A 14049-nucleotide genomic window follows, 5' to 3' on the forward strand; every position below is an offset into this window, starting at 1 on the left:
AATATCTATTTTTCAATAAAATTAAGAAAACTAGTGACTACACCAACTCTCTTAAGTCTACAGGTACAACTCTAGAAACGCCTTGCTCAATCATAGTAATACCGTAAATAACATCGGTGCTGAGCATGGTTCTTTTATTGTGGGTTACGATAATGAACTGAGAATCAGTGGAAAATTTCTTAATGATCTCGTTGAATTTATCAATATTGGCGTCATCCAACGGAGCGTCTACTTCATCAAAAATACAGAATGGAGCTGGTTTGAGCAGGTAAATGGAAAATAATAGCGCTGTTGCTGTTAGTGTTTTTTCGCCACCCGAAAGCTGATTAATACTCAGCGGACGTTTACCTTTTGGCTTGGCCATAATCTCAATGGCAGATTCTAGCGGATTGCTTGGGTCGACCAGTTTTAGCTCACAATCATCTTCATCGGTAAATAATGATCTAAAAACTTTGATGAAATTATCTCTGATTTGGCCAAACGCGGAGAGGAAGGTTTCTTTAGCTACTGTATCAATTTCATCGATGGTTTGCAGTAGTGAGCCTTTGGCTTCAATTAAATCATTTTTCTGAACGGTGATAAAATCATAGCGTTCTTTGATTTCTTCGTAGGCTTCCATGGCCATTGGGTTAATTGGCCCAATTCGTTCTATTTTGTCTTTTATTTTTTGAACTAAGGCCTGAAGTTCTTCAACAGGTGTATGGTCTTCCTCTTCAACTTCTTCTTTAAGAAGAGCATTCAAATCTATATTGAACTCTACAGACAATCGCTCTTTTACAGCACTAAGTTCAAGTTTGGTTTCATTCAGTTTAGATTGAAACTCCATTAAAACTGTATCGGCTTGGTCGCGCTTTTGGCGCAATTCACGTAAGGTTTTATCCGACACATCAATGTTGCCGCGCTGGGCATAATATTCCTTTTCCGATTCGTTTACACCTTTTTCGATGCTCTCTTTTTCATCGTAAAGCCCAATGAGTTCATCATCATTGCTTTCGGTGGTATCGATCAAACGCTTGATTTCTGTTTCGTTTCTCTCTAATTCTACCTGATTCTTTTCAATTCTTGACTTACTTCCGTCATAGGCAGTTTGCTTGTAGTCAATCTCTTGGGTAACAGACTGAAGCTTATTCTGTTTTTGATGGAATTGGATGTTTATTTCGTTGTATTTCTGCGATTTTTCAGAAAGTAGTTCATTTTCTTTTTTGGCCGTAACCTCTAGTTCACCAATGCCTTGTTGTAGCTCTATGTAACTTCTTTCAGCATCTTTTACTTCTGGTCTTAACTCAAGTAAATCAGCAGAAATATTATCAATGTTTCTGGTGATGTCTTCTCTTCGGTTGGCGTTACTGCTCAACATCTGGCCAAGCTGTTCCTTTCTGGTTTTTACAGAAATGAACTCTTCGTTTACCTGGCTATATTCTTTTTGTAGGCTGTCTATTTCAGTTCTGTAACTGCTCGACTTTAAATGGGCCAGTTCTTTCTGTTTCTCATCAAGCCTTTCTTTGACCTCGGCAATTTGAGTTTCTAGCTCTTTAATCGTCTTTTGAAGCTTTTCTAAGTTCTTAGCACGTCCAATTCTCTTGCCCTCAAAAAGGCCTACTGAACCTCCCGAAATACTGAATTTACGCTTAGTGTATTTGCCACTTTCGGTAATGAAAACTGCATCTTCATCAATAGGAATTTCACCTGGACCGCCCGCTATTACAAACACGTTTTCTAAAATATGGCTGATTAGGCGCTTGTATCTTGGCTCGTATTCTACGATTTCGGTAGCTGGTATTGCGTTTTGATAGAGCTTGGCTTGAGGAGCTTCGTATCTGTCAAAAGCATCGAGAATAAAGAAGTTCGCTTTGCCTTTTGCGGCATCGCTAAGAATATTCACGGCTTCAAAAGCCTGCCTTTCATTGTCTACAATGTAGTAGTTCATGTAAGGCTCTAAGTAATTCTCTATGGTAATTCGGTAGCGATCGTCACAGGTAAGAATATCGGAGAGGAGTGGGGCGTTTTTGCTCCAACTGGCTTTCTTTTTTAAGAATTTTATAGCTTCCGGAAAACCTTCAAGATTTTCAACCAAGCTTTTGGTCAGGTTGTATTCGTTGCGCTGCGAATCGAGTTTACGGCTCAATTTCGTTAATTTCTCGCGAACTACATTGATTGTTTCTTCAGTACTTTCAATGGACGTGCGCTGCTTTTCCTCCTGATTTTTCTTCGCTTCAAGGTCTTTTTTCTTTTGCTCAAGAATTACCCCGATTTCCTCTAGTTTGGAATCAAAAGATTCAAGATTAGCAGATTGTTCAGAAGTATCGGAAGTCGTTTTTTCTAATTCTCTATTTAAGGTTTGGAGCTGAATCTCCTTGATTTCTATTTCCTTTTTAAGGTTATAAAGTGTCTCACGCTTTTCGTTAAAGGCCTTACTCTTTTGGTCAAAACTGGCTTGTGCTTCTTGAGCTGCAGTGCGTTGTGCTTCAAAAGCAGCTTTTAAGCTTTCAATTTGAGTTGTAGCAGCTTTTAAATCCTTCTCGGCTATTTCTTTTTCGTTTTTTAAGCTTTCTAAACTGAAAGCCGCACGCTCGTTACTTTTTTTATCGGCTTCGAGCTGTTCGCGAAGGTTGTCACTTTTATCTTGAAGAAAGGTGAGCCTTTCATTTTTGATTTTCCTGTCGCTTTCAAACTGACGGATTTTATTTACGTGTTCGTTCAGGGTTCGTTGGCGGGTAGAAAGTAACTTTTCTTTCACAATAAGGTCGGCTTTTCCTTTTTCGATGGCCGCCTCTTGTGTTGACATCATTTGATTGATCTCAACTTTTTTGTCGTTCAGTTGCTGAATTTCTTTTTCTAGAACTTTAAGCTTATTGTTCTGTGTTTCAACAGTTTTTCTTGTTAGTCGTACGCTTAATGCTTTGTACTCTTCTTTATACTCGTAGTATTTTATGGCTTGTTTGGCCTGCTTTTCTAAAGATTTTAAGTTCTTTTCGATCTCAAAAAGCAAGTCTTCTACACGATCTAAATCGTCATCGGTGTCTTTAAGCTTTTTAAGTGTTTCCCTTTTTCTCTTTTTGAATTTTGAAATCCCAGCCGCTTCCTCGAAAAGGTCTCTTCGAGAGTTTTCCTTATCATTCAAAAGGTCATCGACCATTTTAAGCTCGATAATTGCATAGCTGTTTGATGCGATGCCAGTATCCATGAATAATTCATTGATGTCCTTGAGTCGGCAGCTAACCCCATTTAAAAGGTACTCACTTTCGCCAGACCTGTAGTAACGTCTGGTGATGGTTACTTCTGTATATTCTGTAGGAAGGAGGTTCTTAGTGTTTTTGAAGCTCAATGAAACTTCGGCCAGCTGAGTTGGTTTTCTTTTCTTGGTTCCGTTGAAGATAATATTCTCCATTTTTTCGGAACGTAACATCCTTGTTTTTTGCTCGCCCAACACCCAGCGAATGGCATCTACCACATTGGACTTGCCACAACCGTTAGGGCCTACAATACCAGTAATACCCTCATCGAAATTGATGACTATTCTATCACCAAAACTTTTAAAGCCCTTGATTTCTAATTTTGTAAGCTGCATTAAGTGGGGATTGCGAAAAATCGACCTTAGTAAGCAAAATTAGAATTAATTCTTAGATTTGCTAATAGCATGGATTTTGACATCAGTAACTTACTCTATATCGCTTTTGCTATTCTTTACTTTGTTTTTACAGCAAAAAAGAAAGGGCAAAGTAAAAAACCGGGTACACCATCCGCATCGCCAGATAGGAGGGGAGGTACCGTGGGGCCAGTTCCGACTAATCAGCAGCCCACTTTTGAGGAGCTACTTGAGCAGTTTACCGGACAAAGGAAAGCGAAGGAGGAGCCAAAGCCATTTGTTATTGAAGACGCTGCTCCCGAAGTAATAGAGGAAGTTAAATCTATCAACCCAAGGAAATCCATTTACAGCGAGGCCAACAAAATTTACGGAACTAAAAAACGTACCGAAACCCCAGCAGTGGTATTTCACGAGCCTGAAGAGGAAGAAGTAGAAAAAACTAACTACGCTGCACTTGTGAGTGATACAGATGGAGCTAGAAAAGCTTTTGTAATGGGTGAGATTTTTAACCGAAAGTATTAAGAAGCACTAAACGTTACAGGAATCTCAATCTTGGTAGGAATTGCAAATCCACCTTTTACTCCTGGATCCCATTTAGGTGATTTTTTTATAGCACTCAATACTTGATCATCAAAGTCTCTTCCAATTCCTTCAACCAATTTAACGTCTTTGATCTCTCCTGACTCATTGACCATAAAAGATACGGTTACATTACCTTCTAACTTTCCAAAAATGGTTTTTTCAGGGTATTTGATGTTGTCGAGTAAGTATTTTTTCCATTCCGAAAAACCACTTTGAGGTGTAGGTTTTACATCTTTCTCACCAAAGCTGGCATATATATAAGCCGTTTCCGCAATGCTTACAGCATCGGTTTTTACTTTGGCATCGCATGAAAAGATAAAGAAGAGCAGTGCTACCACTGGAATTGGTACAAGTAGCTTGATCCAATTGATTCTCTTCTGAGAAGTGATCATATTAACCCTTTTCAAGGTTTTACTTTTGGCAAAGAAACTTCCTTGAGGGATACCCATTTTTTGGAATACAAGTTTTACGAGAAGCTTAGTATAAGCCACTTGTCCATTGGCTTTTACAGCAGTTCTGTCTGCTTCATACTCATGGATTTCTTCTAGTAGGTTTCTATATAAATAAATGAACGGATTGAACCAGAAAAACACTTTCAAAACCTCCATCAGCATAATGTCATAAGAGTGTTTCTGCTGAATATGCACTTTCTCGTGATCGAGTATTTGCTTTTGTTCTCCTTCAGAAAGATTCAAGCTATCGTCCCACATTAGGTATTTAAAGAAGGCAAAGGTGGGCATTGAACCTTCAGTTTTCACCATAAAATAGCCGTCTTTAAATCGAGTATTGTGCCTTTTGTACCAGAGAAAATCCTTGAACGACCTCATCTGGATAAATAATCTTAAGGCTAAGGCGATCATCCCAATCATGTATGCAAGAATGACGGCTTCCCACCATCTTATGAAGGGTTTTTCAGAATTGGCTGTTACTGTTACAGAATAATAACCTTTAGGTTCTATAATGGGCTCTTTACTTACTTCATTGCTCACGTTGTGCAATGAATTTAATACACTGGGTGTGTTTTCAGGGTTATAGCCCACTTTGAGTAATGGAAATGATAAAGAGATTAATATGGCTGCCAATAGGTAGAACCTATTATATTGAAAGCTACTCTCTTTTCTCAAAACAAAATGATATAGCAAGTAAAATACAGCCAAACATGTGGCAGTTTCTAATGCATATAGAAGCGCATTATTTAGCGAATCTAACAATACTAAAGCGGGGTGTTTCGACATAACCTATAGCTTTTAGTCTTCTTTTAAATCATCTCCAACATGCTTCGCTAGTGACTCGAATTCTTTAATATCCATGTCATTTTCTTGTGCGAAAAATGATACCAACTTTTGGAATGAGCCTCCAAAGTAGCCTCCAATAAAGTTTTTAAGGTAGAAGTTACTGTAGCTGGTTTTGTCTACTAATGGAAAATATTCATGTGTTTTCCCATAGGCTTTATACCCTACAAAACCCTTCTTTTCCAGAATTCTAATGATTGTTGATACTGTATTGTATGCAGGTTTAGGTTCTGGCATTTTTGAAAGCACATCTTTTACGAAGCCTTTTTCAATCTGCCATAAAATTTGCATCACCTGCTCTTCTGCTTTCGTTAATTCTTTCATATCTGTAAATTAAAACACTCGGGTTATTCTAATATCAATAATAAAACTATTGCACTAGTTTTCCAACTAATGCAATAGTTTTTTGATTCTAAAATATGGTCTTAATTAATTATTGAGTGAAAGCGTATGAAATCAAGTTGGCCCCCATTCTTAAAGCCTGAAGCCTAACAGATTCTGGGTCATTGTAGATGCGCTGATCTTCCCATCCATTACCCAAGTCGCTTTCGTAGGAGTAATAGCAAACTAGACGACCTTCGAATATTAAACCAAAACCTTGAGGAGATTTCCCGTCATGTTCATGGATTTTTGGAATGCCTTCTGCGAATTTAAATTTTTGATTGTAAACGGGGTGGTCATGGGGTAATTCGATAAACTCTAATTCAGGAAACACTTTTTTCATTTCTAACCGAATGAATTGATCTAGTCCGTAATTATCATCAATGTGTAAAAAGCCACCAGCTGTAAGGTAGTTTCTTAGGTTTTCAGCTTCTTGATTCGAAAATACGACATTGCCATGGCCTGTCATATAAACGAAAGAATACTCGAACAAACTGGGGTTTCCAATTTCTACCACAGCATCTTGGGTGTCGATATTCGTTTTAAGGTTTTCATTGCAGAAAGTAGCCAAGTTGGGCAGTGCTGTTTTGTTCGCATACCAGTCGCCACCTCCATTGTATTTTAGCTTTGCTATTTTCAGTTTGCTTTGTTGGCCCGAAACTAAAACAGCTATAAATAAAAAGGTAAATGAAAAAAGAATTCGACTGGCTTTCATGAGTTGAGCTATGCTTGTTTTCTTTAAAGGAACATATTAGGGAAAATTCTATATGAAATGAAGAAAGCGGCTTATAATTGAACCAACTTTTATACAAGTACGCTATATTTTCAACGAAGTTCATTCAAAAGCAATTAAATGAGGTTTTCTAACATTGAAGCAGTAGCAGATCGTTTAACTGAAAGGTTGAAGTTGACTTTGCCTGGTAGAGACGCTCAGATAAAAATGGCTCCAACCCCAGTAGATGAGAACCGCTTTACTGAAATGGAAAATAGACCTGCCAGACCTGGGGGTGTTATGGTGCTGCTTTATCCTAAAAATGGAGAGTTGTACTTGCCATTGATGAAGCGACCTGGGTATAATGGAGCGCACGGTGGACAGGTTAGCTTTCCGGGTGGTAAAGCAGAAAAGGAAGATCTTAATTTAATTGAAACGGCATTAAGAGAAACAGAAGAAGAAATTGGGGTAAAGTCGAAGGAAGTATCAGTTTTGGGGCAATTATCTGACCTGTTTATTATTGCAAGCAATTTCAAGGTTTCACCTACTGTGGGTATACTCTATCATACCCCTCAATTTGTTCCTGATCCTTACGAGGTAGAAGCCATTTTAGAAGTACCTATTTCTCAATTCTATGATTTGGAAAAAAGAGGAGTGGAAGAAATGAGGTTTGGGAAATATGTAATTCAGTCGCCCTATTTTAATGTAGAAGGGCATTTAGTTTGGGGGGCAACAGCCATGATGCTCAGTGAGCTACTGGCGGTGATGGATGATATAGGAACTGATGTATGATCTGCTGAAGGTATGTTGATTAAGCCTCTTAGGCAGTTTCATTTTTTAGGTATAGCACCAGTTTATTAAGTAGCTCTTTTGGGTCGAAAGGTTTAGAAATAAATTCATCCAATACATTGCGCATTGGGTTTTCTTGAAGATCGTTTTTAGAAAAGGCAGTCATGCCAATAATATTGGTTTTCTTATTAAATACAGACTTTTCTCGAATTAAAGAAGTGCATTCAAATCCATCCATTTCATCCATATGGATGTCCATTAGGATAAGGTCGAACTGCTCTTCATTACTTTTTTGGAATGCTTTGTTGCCACTTGACGCTTCATGAAATTCAGCATTCCACTTCTGAAACAATCGATTAAGTACCATCCTGTTCATGTAATTATCATCCACCACAAGTATTTTGGCTTGTTTTAGGTCGTAGATGGTGTCTGCTTTATTTGCAGCCAATAAATCAAAAGTCTCTGGAAGTTTAAATTGTATTACAAACTTAAAGGAGGTGCCTTCCCCAACTTTACTCGAAACAGATACTTTACTATCGTGTAGACCCAATAGTTTTTGAGTTATCGATAATCCAAGCCCCGTACCACCATATTTCCTCGTAGTATCACTACTGGCTTGTTCGTAGTCATTAAAAATTTCGTTGATTTTATCTTCCGGGATTCCAATACCACTATCCGTTACGGTAAATTCAATACTTACTTTCTCATTTTCAATACCCAATAAAACAGCGCTTACTTCAATGCTTCCCTCTTCCGTGAATTTCAGAGCATTACTCATCAGGTTATTGAAGATCTGAGTCAGTCGGGTGGGGTCTCCAATCAGTCTGTTAGGGGTGTTTTCAGAAAGGTGAAAGTCTAATGATATATTTTTGCTTTGTGCTTTAAATTTGAAACTCTCTCTGATGTTTCTTAGTAAGTCAATTAATGAAAAATCAATAACCTCAAGTTTAAGCTTGCCTGCTTCAATTTTATTGTAATCTAATATATCGTTAATTAGAGAGCTGAGGTTTTCGGCTGAAAACTTTAAGGCATCGATGTATTCTTGAGTTTCTTCATTCTCGTTATCAATATCCATTAAATGGCTTAAGCTTATAATAGCATTTAATGGTGTTCTAATTTCATGGCTCATTACAGAAAGAAAGTCTGATTTGGACTTTGTTGCTCTTTCGGCTTCTTTTCTTGCTTTTTTTAACTCAATGTTCTGGACATTGATTTGATGGGTGCGTTCAGCTACCTTTTCCTTTAATTCAGAATTGGTCTTTTCTTGCAACTTCTCATTTTCAACCAATTGAATAATCAATGATTCTTGAGTAATGGCATGGTTTTCAACCAGCTTTCTCATTTTATGACCAAGCCCTAAGGCAAAAAATATAATTTCAATTCCTACTCCAAGTTGAACGTAAGGGACAATTTTTGCGTCCAGATTTAGCACATATTGAGCTGAAGCAAATAAGGCAATGGTTACTAAGAATACGGATGCAATCGCAAAATATCTTAATTCTAGGCTGTTCAGTCTTCTAAGCGTTAGTATGAAAACTACTACGCTTGCAGAAATACCTATATTAAAGAGGTTGTGCACAATCAGCCCATTGTATACATCTTTCGTAATGGTGATGTAGATAGAGTTGACCACAAAGGCAGTCAACATAATGCCTATAAATAGCTTAAAATAATTGTCCCATTTAGGGTAGTGCTCTTTAGTGTTAAGGAAATGGCGAGCGAACGAAAAATAGAATACAGCCGAAAGATTGGGTAATAGCCAAAGTAGCGATAGTCTTTCTGGGTGTTCAGGGAAAATATAGGGGTCTAAAAACCCATGAAAGAATAAGAAATAAATGGTGTTAGAAATTGCATAGAATGCATAAAACAGAAAGACGATTCTTTTTATATATAGGTAAAGCGAAATTCCTAGAATGGATAGAATAATCAGTAAGCCTGTGAAAACCCCTTCAAGAAGAGCTCTTTTTTCAACCTGTCTACTCCATTTTTCAAGTTGAATTGTTCTGAAATCGAAGCGTGGAGGGTAGTTATCTAATGATTTTGTTTTGATTAAGAGTGAGGCACTTTCGCTTTCCTTTAAATCTAGTTTAAACTGAGACTGGAACCCTTTTTTGATATTTCGCTCACTAACAGGGACAAAGTAGCCTGTTTTAAGAGAATCCAGAACACCGTTCTTTTCAATGTAAATAGTAGAGTAAGCGTTGTCGCCTGTATATACTACTAGGTTTTGGTAGCGCTCTGAGTAGTTTGAAAGTACAAGTTTAACCCAATAAGTTTTGTTCTTTTCAAATAGATCAATTTCATCTAAGCCAATAAAGTAACTAGCGCCAAAGTCTTTAACTTGATCATAACTAAGACTGTTACTATCGTCTCTGAATACCATAACCTGCGAGGAAGGTATATACTGAGTTTCATTATTATATATTCTATGCTGATACCAATAATCGGCAATGCTATCGGGGTTTGCTAGTAGAGGTTGCCCACTAACAATTAGAATTATGAGAATAAAAACCCTAAGCATAAAGTCTTAAACAAGGGAATGGTTCGGTAAATTGGTATTCAAAAATGCTAATAATTTCCTGCTTTGTTAAATATCAATATGCTTAAAATTGAATAATATGATAACAAGCGTAATACTGTATTTCAATGGGGGAATTGTGTTTTTGAATTACGAATGTTTCAGAGCGTCTTTGCTCCAAGGCTTAGATTGATGTATGGCTTCAAGTACTTTTTCAGGGTCTTCAAACGCATTCCATATATCGTTATGCATGGGTTTCATGAAGTTTTCTTCAATGGAGAACTCTAGCATTTTGATTAGGTGATCATAGTAACCGAAGGCATTTAGAATTACAATTGGTTTTGTAAAAATGCCTAACCTTTTTAAGGTCATAGCCTCCAACAATTCTTCCATTGTACCGCACCCACCAGGTAAGGTAATTAAGGCATCTACCCCCACCATAAATTGCTTCTTTCTTTCGTGCATGTCGGCCGTAAAGATGAACTCATTAACATCTTTATGATGGAACTCTACCTCCTTCATAAAATGAGGCATAATTCCTACAATACGTCCTTTTTCAGAAAGAATGGTATCTGCAAGCTTGCCCATTAAACCTCTGCTGCCACCACCATATACTACTGTAATGTTGTTCTTTGCTAGAACGCGGGCTAGCTTTTCGGTTGCTTCAAAATATTTTGAGTCAATATTTTCACTAGAGGCACAGTAGACACAAACCTTTTTGATTTTTTGCATTATTGGCAGTTTAATGGTTAGGCAATTTGGAGAAGATAAATCGTAACTCAAAGAATGTAGGTGTAATTGAAAATTTGACTTGAACAATGCTTAAGTGATCAACCAGTTTTGAATGGGCGTTGAAAGGAAGGGACTCTCAATAGATGTTGTTTTGTCAAAACCACCCTAAAGGGGTAGATCATATCACTGTTTTTATTCAGAGATTTAGACAAGCGAAATGGGGTGTTGATTATTATGGAACTGACTTCAAGGGGTTTGCAAAGAATGATCTGTCATAAACATATTGGCTTTCAGTTTTAATGAAACCATAAAGTTCACATTTCAATAACTGTATTTTTTATCTAAATCAGCAGACGACTGCTACTTTTACTCAGTAAATGATTCCATCTTTAATAGTTGTTTTTGCGGTTTTTTTGGGACTTCTTAATGTTAAGAAGTCTCGAAGTCAGTTCACTAAACTTGTTATTGTTTTGCTGGGCTTCAGTGCAATAGCTACTGCGGTTAATTACTACGAAATTTCTACTTATGCCCCAGTGGCAATAGGCTTTTTTTCGCTGTTAGCTAGTTTTGAATCTACGAGTTCATTTTCAATGAAAAGACCTCAGATAATATTCTTTGTGCTTAGTGGTTTTGGCTTTTTTGTATTCTCATTGGCTTCTGTACTTCCATTAGATGTGTACATAATTGACTGGCCCTTTCTGATTCTTTTCTTTATTGGCTTTGGTTATCATTGGTATAACCATAGAAAGAAACTAAAATCTAGAATAGGGGTGTTAATCATATGGTCAGGGTTGGCTTTGTCTTGGCTCTTTAATCAAGCTGCTTCAATGTTTTAATATCGGTAATCAAACGATTCATTTCTAGAGGAATAGTGCCATTATACACGCCTCGAATTCTACCCAAACCATCCACTAGAATAAAATTTTCAGTATGAAGAAATTCGTCAGAATCTCGATCCAAACCAATTTCTTTTTCTGCAAAGTAAGACTGACGTGCTAGTTGGTAAATCTTCTCCATGTCCCCTGTAAGTAAATGCCATTTGCTGTTGTCAATCCCATGCATTTCTGCATAAGTCTTTAGAACAGAAACTGAATCTACCCAAGGCATTACTGTATGAGATACCAACATTACCGATTCGTCATTGATAAATTCAGCTTGAATTTTCTCTAAGTTCGAAGTCATTTTTGGGCATATACTAGGGCAAATGGTAAAGAAGAAGTCAGCCACGTATATTTTTCCAGCGAGGCTTTCATTGTTAATCATATTTCCACTTTGGTTCTCAAAATTGAAGTCGGCAATGGTGTGAATTTGCGAAAACTGCTCATCTTCTTTATTTACCCATTCGGGAGTAAAGTCTGCTGAATTGTAAAAGGGGAGTGGGGTTTCTTTAGTTTCCTTGTTTTGGTTCGCGCAGCCAAAAAGAAACAAAAAACCGAAACTAATAAGGTAAAGCGCTAAATGTTCCTGTTTCATTATTCACTGATTTACAATTTTTCAATCCAATAAGACCATAGCGATGGCCGTCTTTTACTACATAGTTGGCCCGAATGCTGCCGTCCGACTCCCACATTTTTTGAGATCCGTCTTCCTTTCCCATAGTATAGTTGAAGAATTTATAGGGCTGCCCGTCTGCTTGCCATTCTTTCGCCTCTCCATGATGAAGTCCGTCAACAAAATGGAATTCAAATTTCAGATTTCCATTGGGCCACCAGCCGTAATGGCTGCCTGTTTTCTGATTTTTACTATACCATCTTTCCTCTTTAAGGCTTCCGTCACTATAAAACTGGCTGGACTTTCCTTCACGGAAACCTTTGAAATAAGTGTTTTCCGACTCCAATTGGCCATTAGAATAGTAGCTAACTAAGTGACCCGAAAACGGCTTGTCATCTAAAAGCATGAGCGCACCGTTTCTTTTCAGATTTGCTTTATTGGTGTTAATAGTAATATCTGGAATTACCGGACTGTCTTTAAAGTCCGTCACGGTAGCCTCATAAGTACAGAGCAAGAGCCCCATATAAAGGATAAGCTTTTTCATCTCGACTAGTTAGAGACTGTTCCTGCTACACCAAAAAAGCCACTTCCGTTAATGTAAGGGTCGGCATCTGTAATGTGGTAGTGATAAATTCCATTTGGATATTCAGTTGTTGCATGGCTATGTCCATGATAATCATCTACATCTGCATTGGTTACTCTTGCTCCATTTTCTACTGGGCCATATACTGGAAAACCGTCTAGCAGCCAACCTAAAAGCTTATCGCTGCCAAGTGTAGCAGTTAGATAAACGGGCTCTTGGTGATAATGATAAGCACCAGATTGCTGCGGATGGCCAAGGTATTGATCGAAAGAGTCAATCTCGTTGGTAAGTGGTTGGTTTGGTCCTGCATACTGATTAAAGAAAACCACGCCATTCAAGGAAACTCCAATAGCTCCCAAAGGGGTAGCTTGCTTGTTGCTCGCTTCTGTTGGGTTTAACGGAATGCGTATTGTTATGCTTTGCGCAACAATACTGTTTGGATTTATTTTGAAATTACTGTTGCTACCATTGTAAGCCTCGTATCTAGCATCTGATTGCGCAAAGTAAGGACTCGGGTGATTTGGTATATCATCTGTTTCAATAACTACAAATGAGCCGTCAACATATACCGTTACATTATCAGTAAAGTTTTCGAAAACTGCGGGCAATTCTTGGTCTAGTTCTTCTTCCTCTTGAGGTGAGTCGTCTCCGCCACAACTAAAACTGAGAAGAAGGAAAAGCGCCATTCCAGATTTAAGGATCATCGATTTCATGAGTCTTTGTTTATTAGTGTAATAGCTTTGATGCCAGCTTGCGAAATAACTTGCGCTTGGGGCAAGTTTTTTTCTATCACGTTTTCACCCTTCTGAATGAACCGATTAACACTAATTCATTCAGTTTTGTGTTTGGAATGGAGTATCATCGTTTACGTAACCCATACAATTACAATGGCGTATTGCCTTTATATCTAAATATGGACTAATGATTTTAGAAGTAGCTGGTTTTTTATCGAATGCTCTGTTGTTAAAAAAAGATTTGCACAAAGAAGATGCAACTGCCGTTCGAAACCTTAAAGAAGAAAGGCAAATGGCTTTAATATCAGGTTTTGGTACTTTTAGTTTGACTGAGTTTAACTTAGAGCAACCTAATTTTATGTTATTACAACCTGGTGAATCAGTGGAGTTATACCTTGATACAGAGTCTGACCGAATTTCAATTGAGCTTAATAACAACAAAATAGGTTACGTTTCCGAAACGTATTATCGCTTGAATGAATTAAAAGAAGCACTAAAAGCTAATAAAGAGATTGATGCAAAGTGTATTCGTAAAGATGTGGCTGTTTCTGAAGAGGTAAGCTTCTCTTATGAGATTAATTAACCTCGTTTTATTTCTTCTTTAACAATACATCCATCTTTTCACGCATTTTAATTAAATTCAGAAGTG

Annotated in this window: 13 protein-coding genes; 4 read left to right on the forward strand and 9 right to left on the reverse strand. The window is 37.6% G+C overall.

From position 1 onward, the window contains the following. Window positions 1-37 precede the first annotated feature (37 nt). On the reverse strand, window positions 38-3568 hold the full coding sequence (smc, locus tag AAC026_RS10170) for a chromosome segregation protein SMC (protein WP_339697555.1): 3531 nt from the start codon (window positions 3566-3568) through the stop codon (window positions 38-40). Window positions 3569-3637: 69 nt separating this feature from the next. On the opposite strand from smc, the gene AAC026_RS10175 reads away from it, so the two are divergent. Continuing rightward, complete coding sequence (locus AAC026_RS10175) at window positions 3638-4108, forward strand: hypothetical protein (protein ID WP_339697557.1); 471 nt, start codon at window positions 3638-3640, stop codon at window positions 4106-4108. Here the strand turns inward: AAC026_RS10175 and AAC026_RS10180 are convergent. The 3 genes from AAC026_RS10180 to AAC026_RS10190 all read right to left on the reverse strand — a co-directional run bounded on the left by AAC026_RS10180 (window position 4105) and on the right by AAC026_RS10190 (window position 6556). Further along, a complete protein-coding gene (locus AAC026_RS10180; RefSeq protein WP_339697559.1) occupies window positions 4105-5403 on the reverse strand; it encodes a M56 family metallopeptidase in 1299 nt (432 codons plus the stop codon). The two genes, AAC026_RS10175 and AAC026_RS10180, sit on opposite strands and share 4 nt — an antisense overlap. A gap of 12 nt (window positions 5404-5415) precedes the next feature. After that, window positions 5416-5784: a BlaI/MecI/CopY family transcriptional regulator gene (locus AAC026_RS10185; RefSeq protein ID WP_339610047.1), complete on the reverse strand. Its 369-nt coding sequence runs from the start codon at window positions 5782-5784 to the stop codon at window positions 5416-5418. A 109-nt stretch (window positions 5785-5893) separates the two neighbouring features. Beyond that, entirely contained in the window at window positions 5894-6556 is a 663-nt protein-coding gene (locus AAC026_RS10190) for a DUF4159 domain-containing protein (protein WP_339697561.1), read from the reverse strand. Window positions 6557-6694: 138 nt separating this feature from the next. Between AAC026_RS10190 and AAC026_RS10195 the strand changes: the two genes are divergently transcribed. Further along, window positions 6695-7345, forward strand: coding sequence for a CoA pyrophosphatase (locus AAC026_RS10195; protein WP_339610051.1), 651 nt, complete (start codon window positions 6695-6697; stop codon window positions 7343-7345). A 28-nt stretch (window positions 7346-7373) separates the two neighbouring features. Here the strand turns inward: AAC026_RS10195 and AAC026_RS10200 are convergent, their stop codons facing one another. Then, entirely contained in the window at window positions 7374-9863 is a 2490-nt protein-coding gene (locus AAC026_RS10200; RefSeq protein WP_339697563.1) for an ATP-binding protein, read from the reverse strand. Between the two features lie 147 nt (window positions 9864-10010). Further along, window positions 10011-10592 carry a TIGR00730 family Rossman fold protein gene (locus AAC026_RS10205; protein WP_339609528.1) on the reverse strand — a complete coding sequence of 194 codons (582 nt, stop codon included), beginning with the start codon at window positions 10590-10592 and terminating at the stop codon, window positions 10011-10013. Between the two features lie 377 nt (window positions 10593-10969). Between AAC026_RS10205 and AAC026_RS10210 the strand changes: the two genes are divergently transcribed. Then, window positions 10970-11428: a hypothetical protein gene (locus tag AAC026_RS10210; protein ID WP_339697565.1), complete on the forward strand. Its 459-nt coding sequence runs from the start codon at window positions 10970-10972 to the stop codon at window positions 11426-11428. Here AAC026_RS10210 and AAC026_RS10215 read toward each other — a convergent pair. From AAC026_RS10215 to AAC026_RS10225, 3 genes are read right to left on the reverse strand one after another with little or no spacing between them, the layout of a single operon-like run. Continuing rightward, window positions 11403-12065 carry an SCO family protein gene (locus AAC026_RS10215; protein ID WP_339697567.1) on the reverse strand — a complete coding sequence of 221 codons (663 nt, stop codon included), beginning with the start codon at window positions 12063-12065 and terminating at the stop codon, window positions 11403-11405. The two genes, AAC026_RS10210 and AAC026_RS10215, sit on opposite strands and share 26 nt — an antisense overlap. Further along, the gene (locus AAC026_RS10220) at window positions 12031-12627 is read right to left on the reverse strand and encodes a toxin-antitoxin system YwqK family antitoxin (RefSeq protein ID WP_339697569.1); all 597 of its coding nucleotides are present in this window, start codon (window positions 12625-12627) and stop codon (window positions 12031-12033) included. Before AAC026_RS10220 ends, AAC026_RS10215 begins: the two co-directional genes overlap by 35 nt. Before the next feature lie 5 nt (window positions 12628-12632). Beyond that, window positions 12633-13379, reverse strand: a complete 747-nt coding sequence (locus tag AAC026_RS10225; protein WP_339697570.1) for a YHYH protein — start codon at window positions 13377-13379, stop codon at window positions 12633-12635. 208 nt (window positions 13380-13587) lie between these two features. Between AAC026_RS10225 and AAC026_RS10230 the strand changes: the two genes are divergently transcribed. Continuing rightward, window positions 13588-13983: a hypothetical protein gene (locus AAC026_RS10230; protein ID WP_339697572.1), complete on the forward strand. Its 396-nt coding sequence runs from the start codon at window positions 13588-13590 to the stop codon at window positions 13981-13983. Window positions 13984-14049: the final 66 nt, after the last annotated feature.

This window comes from uncultured Roseivirga sp. (genome assembly GCF_963973945.1).
In the GTDB taxonomy this organism is placed as follows: Bacteria; Bacteroidota; Bacteroidia; order Cytophagales; family Cyclobacteriaceae; genus Roseivirga.

Bases quoted from the DNA above. Each gene is read 5' to 3' on its own strand.
- AAC026_RS10185 (WP_339610047.1), bottom strand. From the start codon at position 5,784: ATGAAAGAATTAACGAAAGCAGAAGAGCAGGTGATGCAAATTTTATGG.
- AAC026_RS10180 (WP_339697559.1), bottom strand. From the start codon at position 5,403: ATGTCGAAACACCCCGCTTTAGTATTGTTAGATTCGCTAAATAATGCG.
- AAC026_RS10225 (WP_339697570.1), bottom strand. From the start codon at position 13,379: ATGAAATCGATGATCCTTAAATCTGGAATGGCGCTTTTCCTTCTTCTC.
- AAC026_RS10220 (WP_339697569.1), bottom strand. From the start codon at position 12,627: ATGAAAAAGCTTATCCTTTATATGGGGCTCTTGCTCTGTACTTATGAG.
- AAC026_RS10190 (WP_339697561.1), bottom strand. From the start codon at position 6,556: ATGAAAGCCAGTCGAATTCTTTTTTCATTTACCTTTTTATTTATAGCT.
- smc (WP_339697555.1), bottom strand. From the start codon at position 3,568: ATGCAGCTTACAAAATTAGAAATCAAGGGCTTTAAAAGTTTTGGTGAT.
- AAC026_RS10200 (WP_339697563.1), bottom strand. From the start codon at position 9,863: ATGCTTAGGGTTTTTATTCTCATAATTCTAATTGTTAGTGGGCAACCT.
- AAC026_RS10215 (WP_339697567.1), bottom strand. From the start codon at position 12,065: ATGAAACAGGAACATTTAGCGCTTTACCTTATTAGTTTCGGTTTTTTG.
- AAC026_RS10175 (WP_339697557.1), top strand. From the start codon at position 3,638: ATGGATTTTGACATCAGTAACTTACTCTATATCGCTTTTGCTATTCTT.
- AAC026_RS10205 (WP_339609528.1), bottom strand. From the start codon at position 10,592: ATGCAAAAAATCAAAAAGGTTTGTGTCTACTGTGCCTCTAGTGAAAAT.
- AAC026_RS10210 (WP_339697565.1), top strand. From the start codon at position 10,970: ATGATTCCATCTTTAATAGTTGTTTTTGCGGTTTTTTTGGGACTTCTT.
- AAC026_RS10230 (WP_339697572.1), top strand. From the start codon at position 13,588: ATGATTTTAGAAGTAGCTGGTTTTTTATCGAATGCTCTGTTGTTAAAA.
- AAC026_RS10195 (WP_339610051.1), top strand. From the start codon at position 6,695: ATGAGGTTTTCTAACATTGAAGCAGTAGCAGATCGTTTAACTGAAAGG.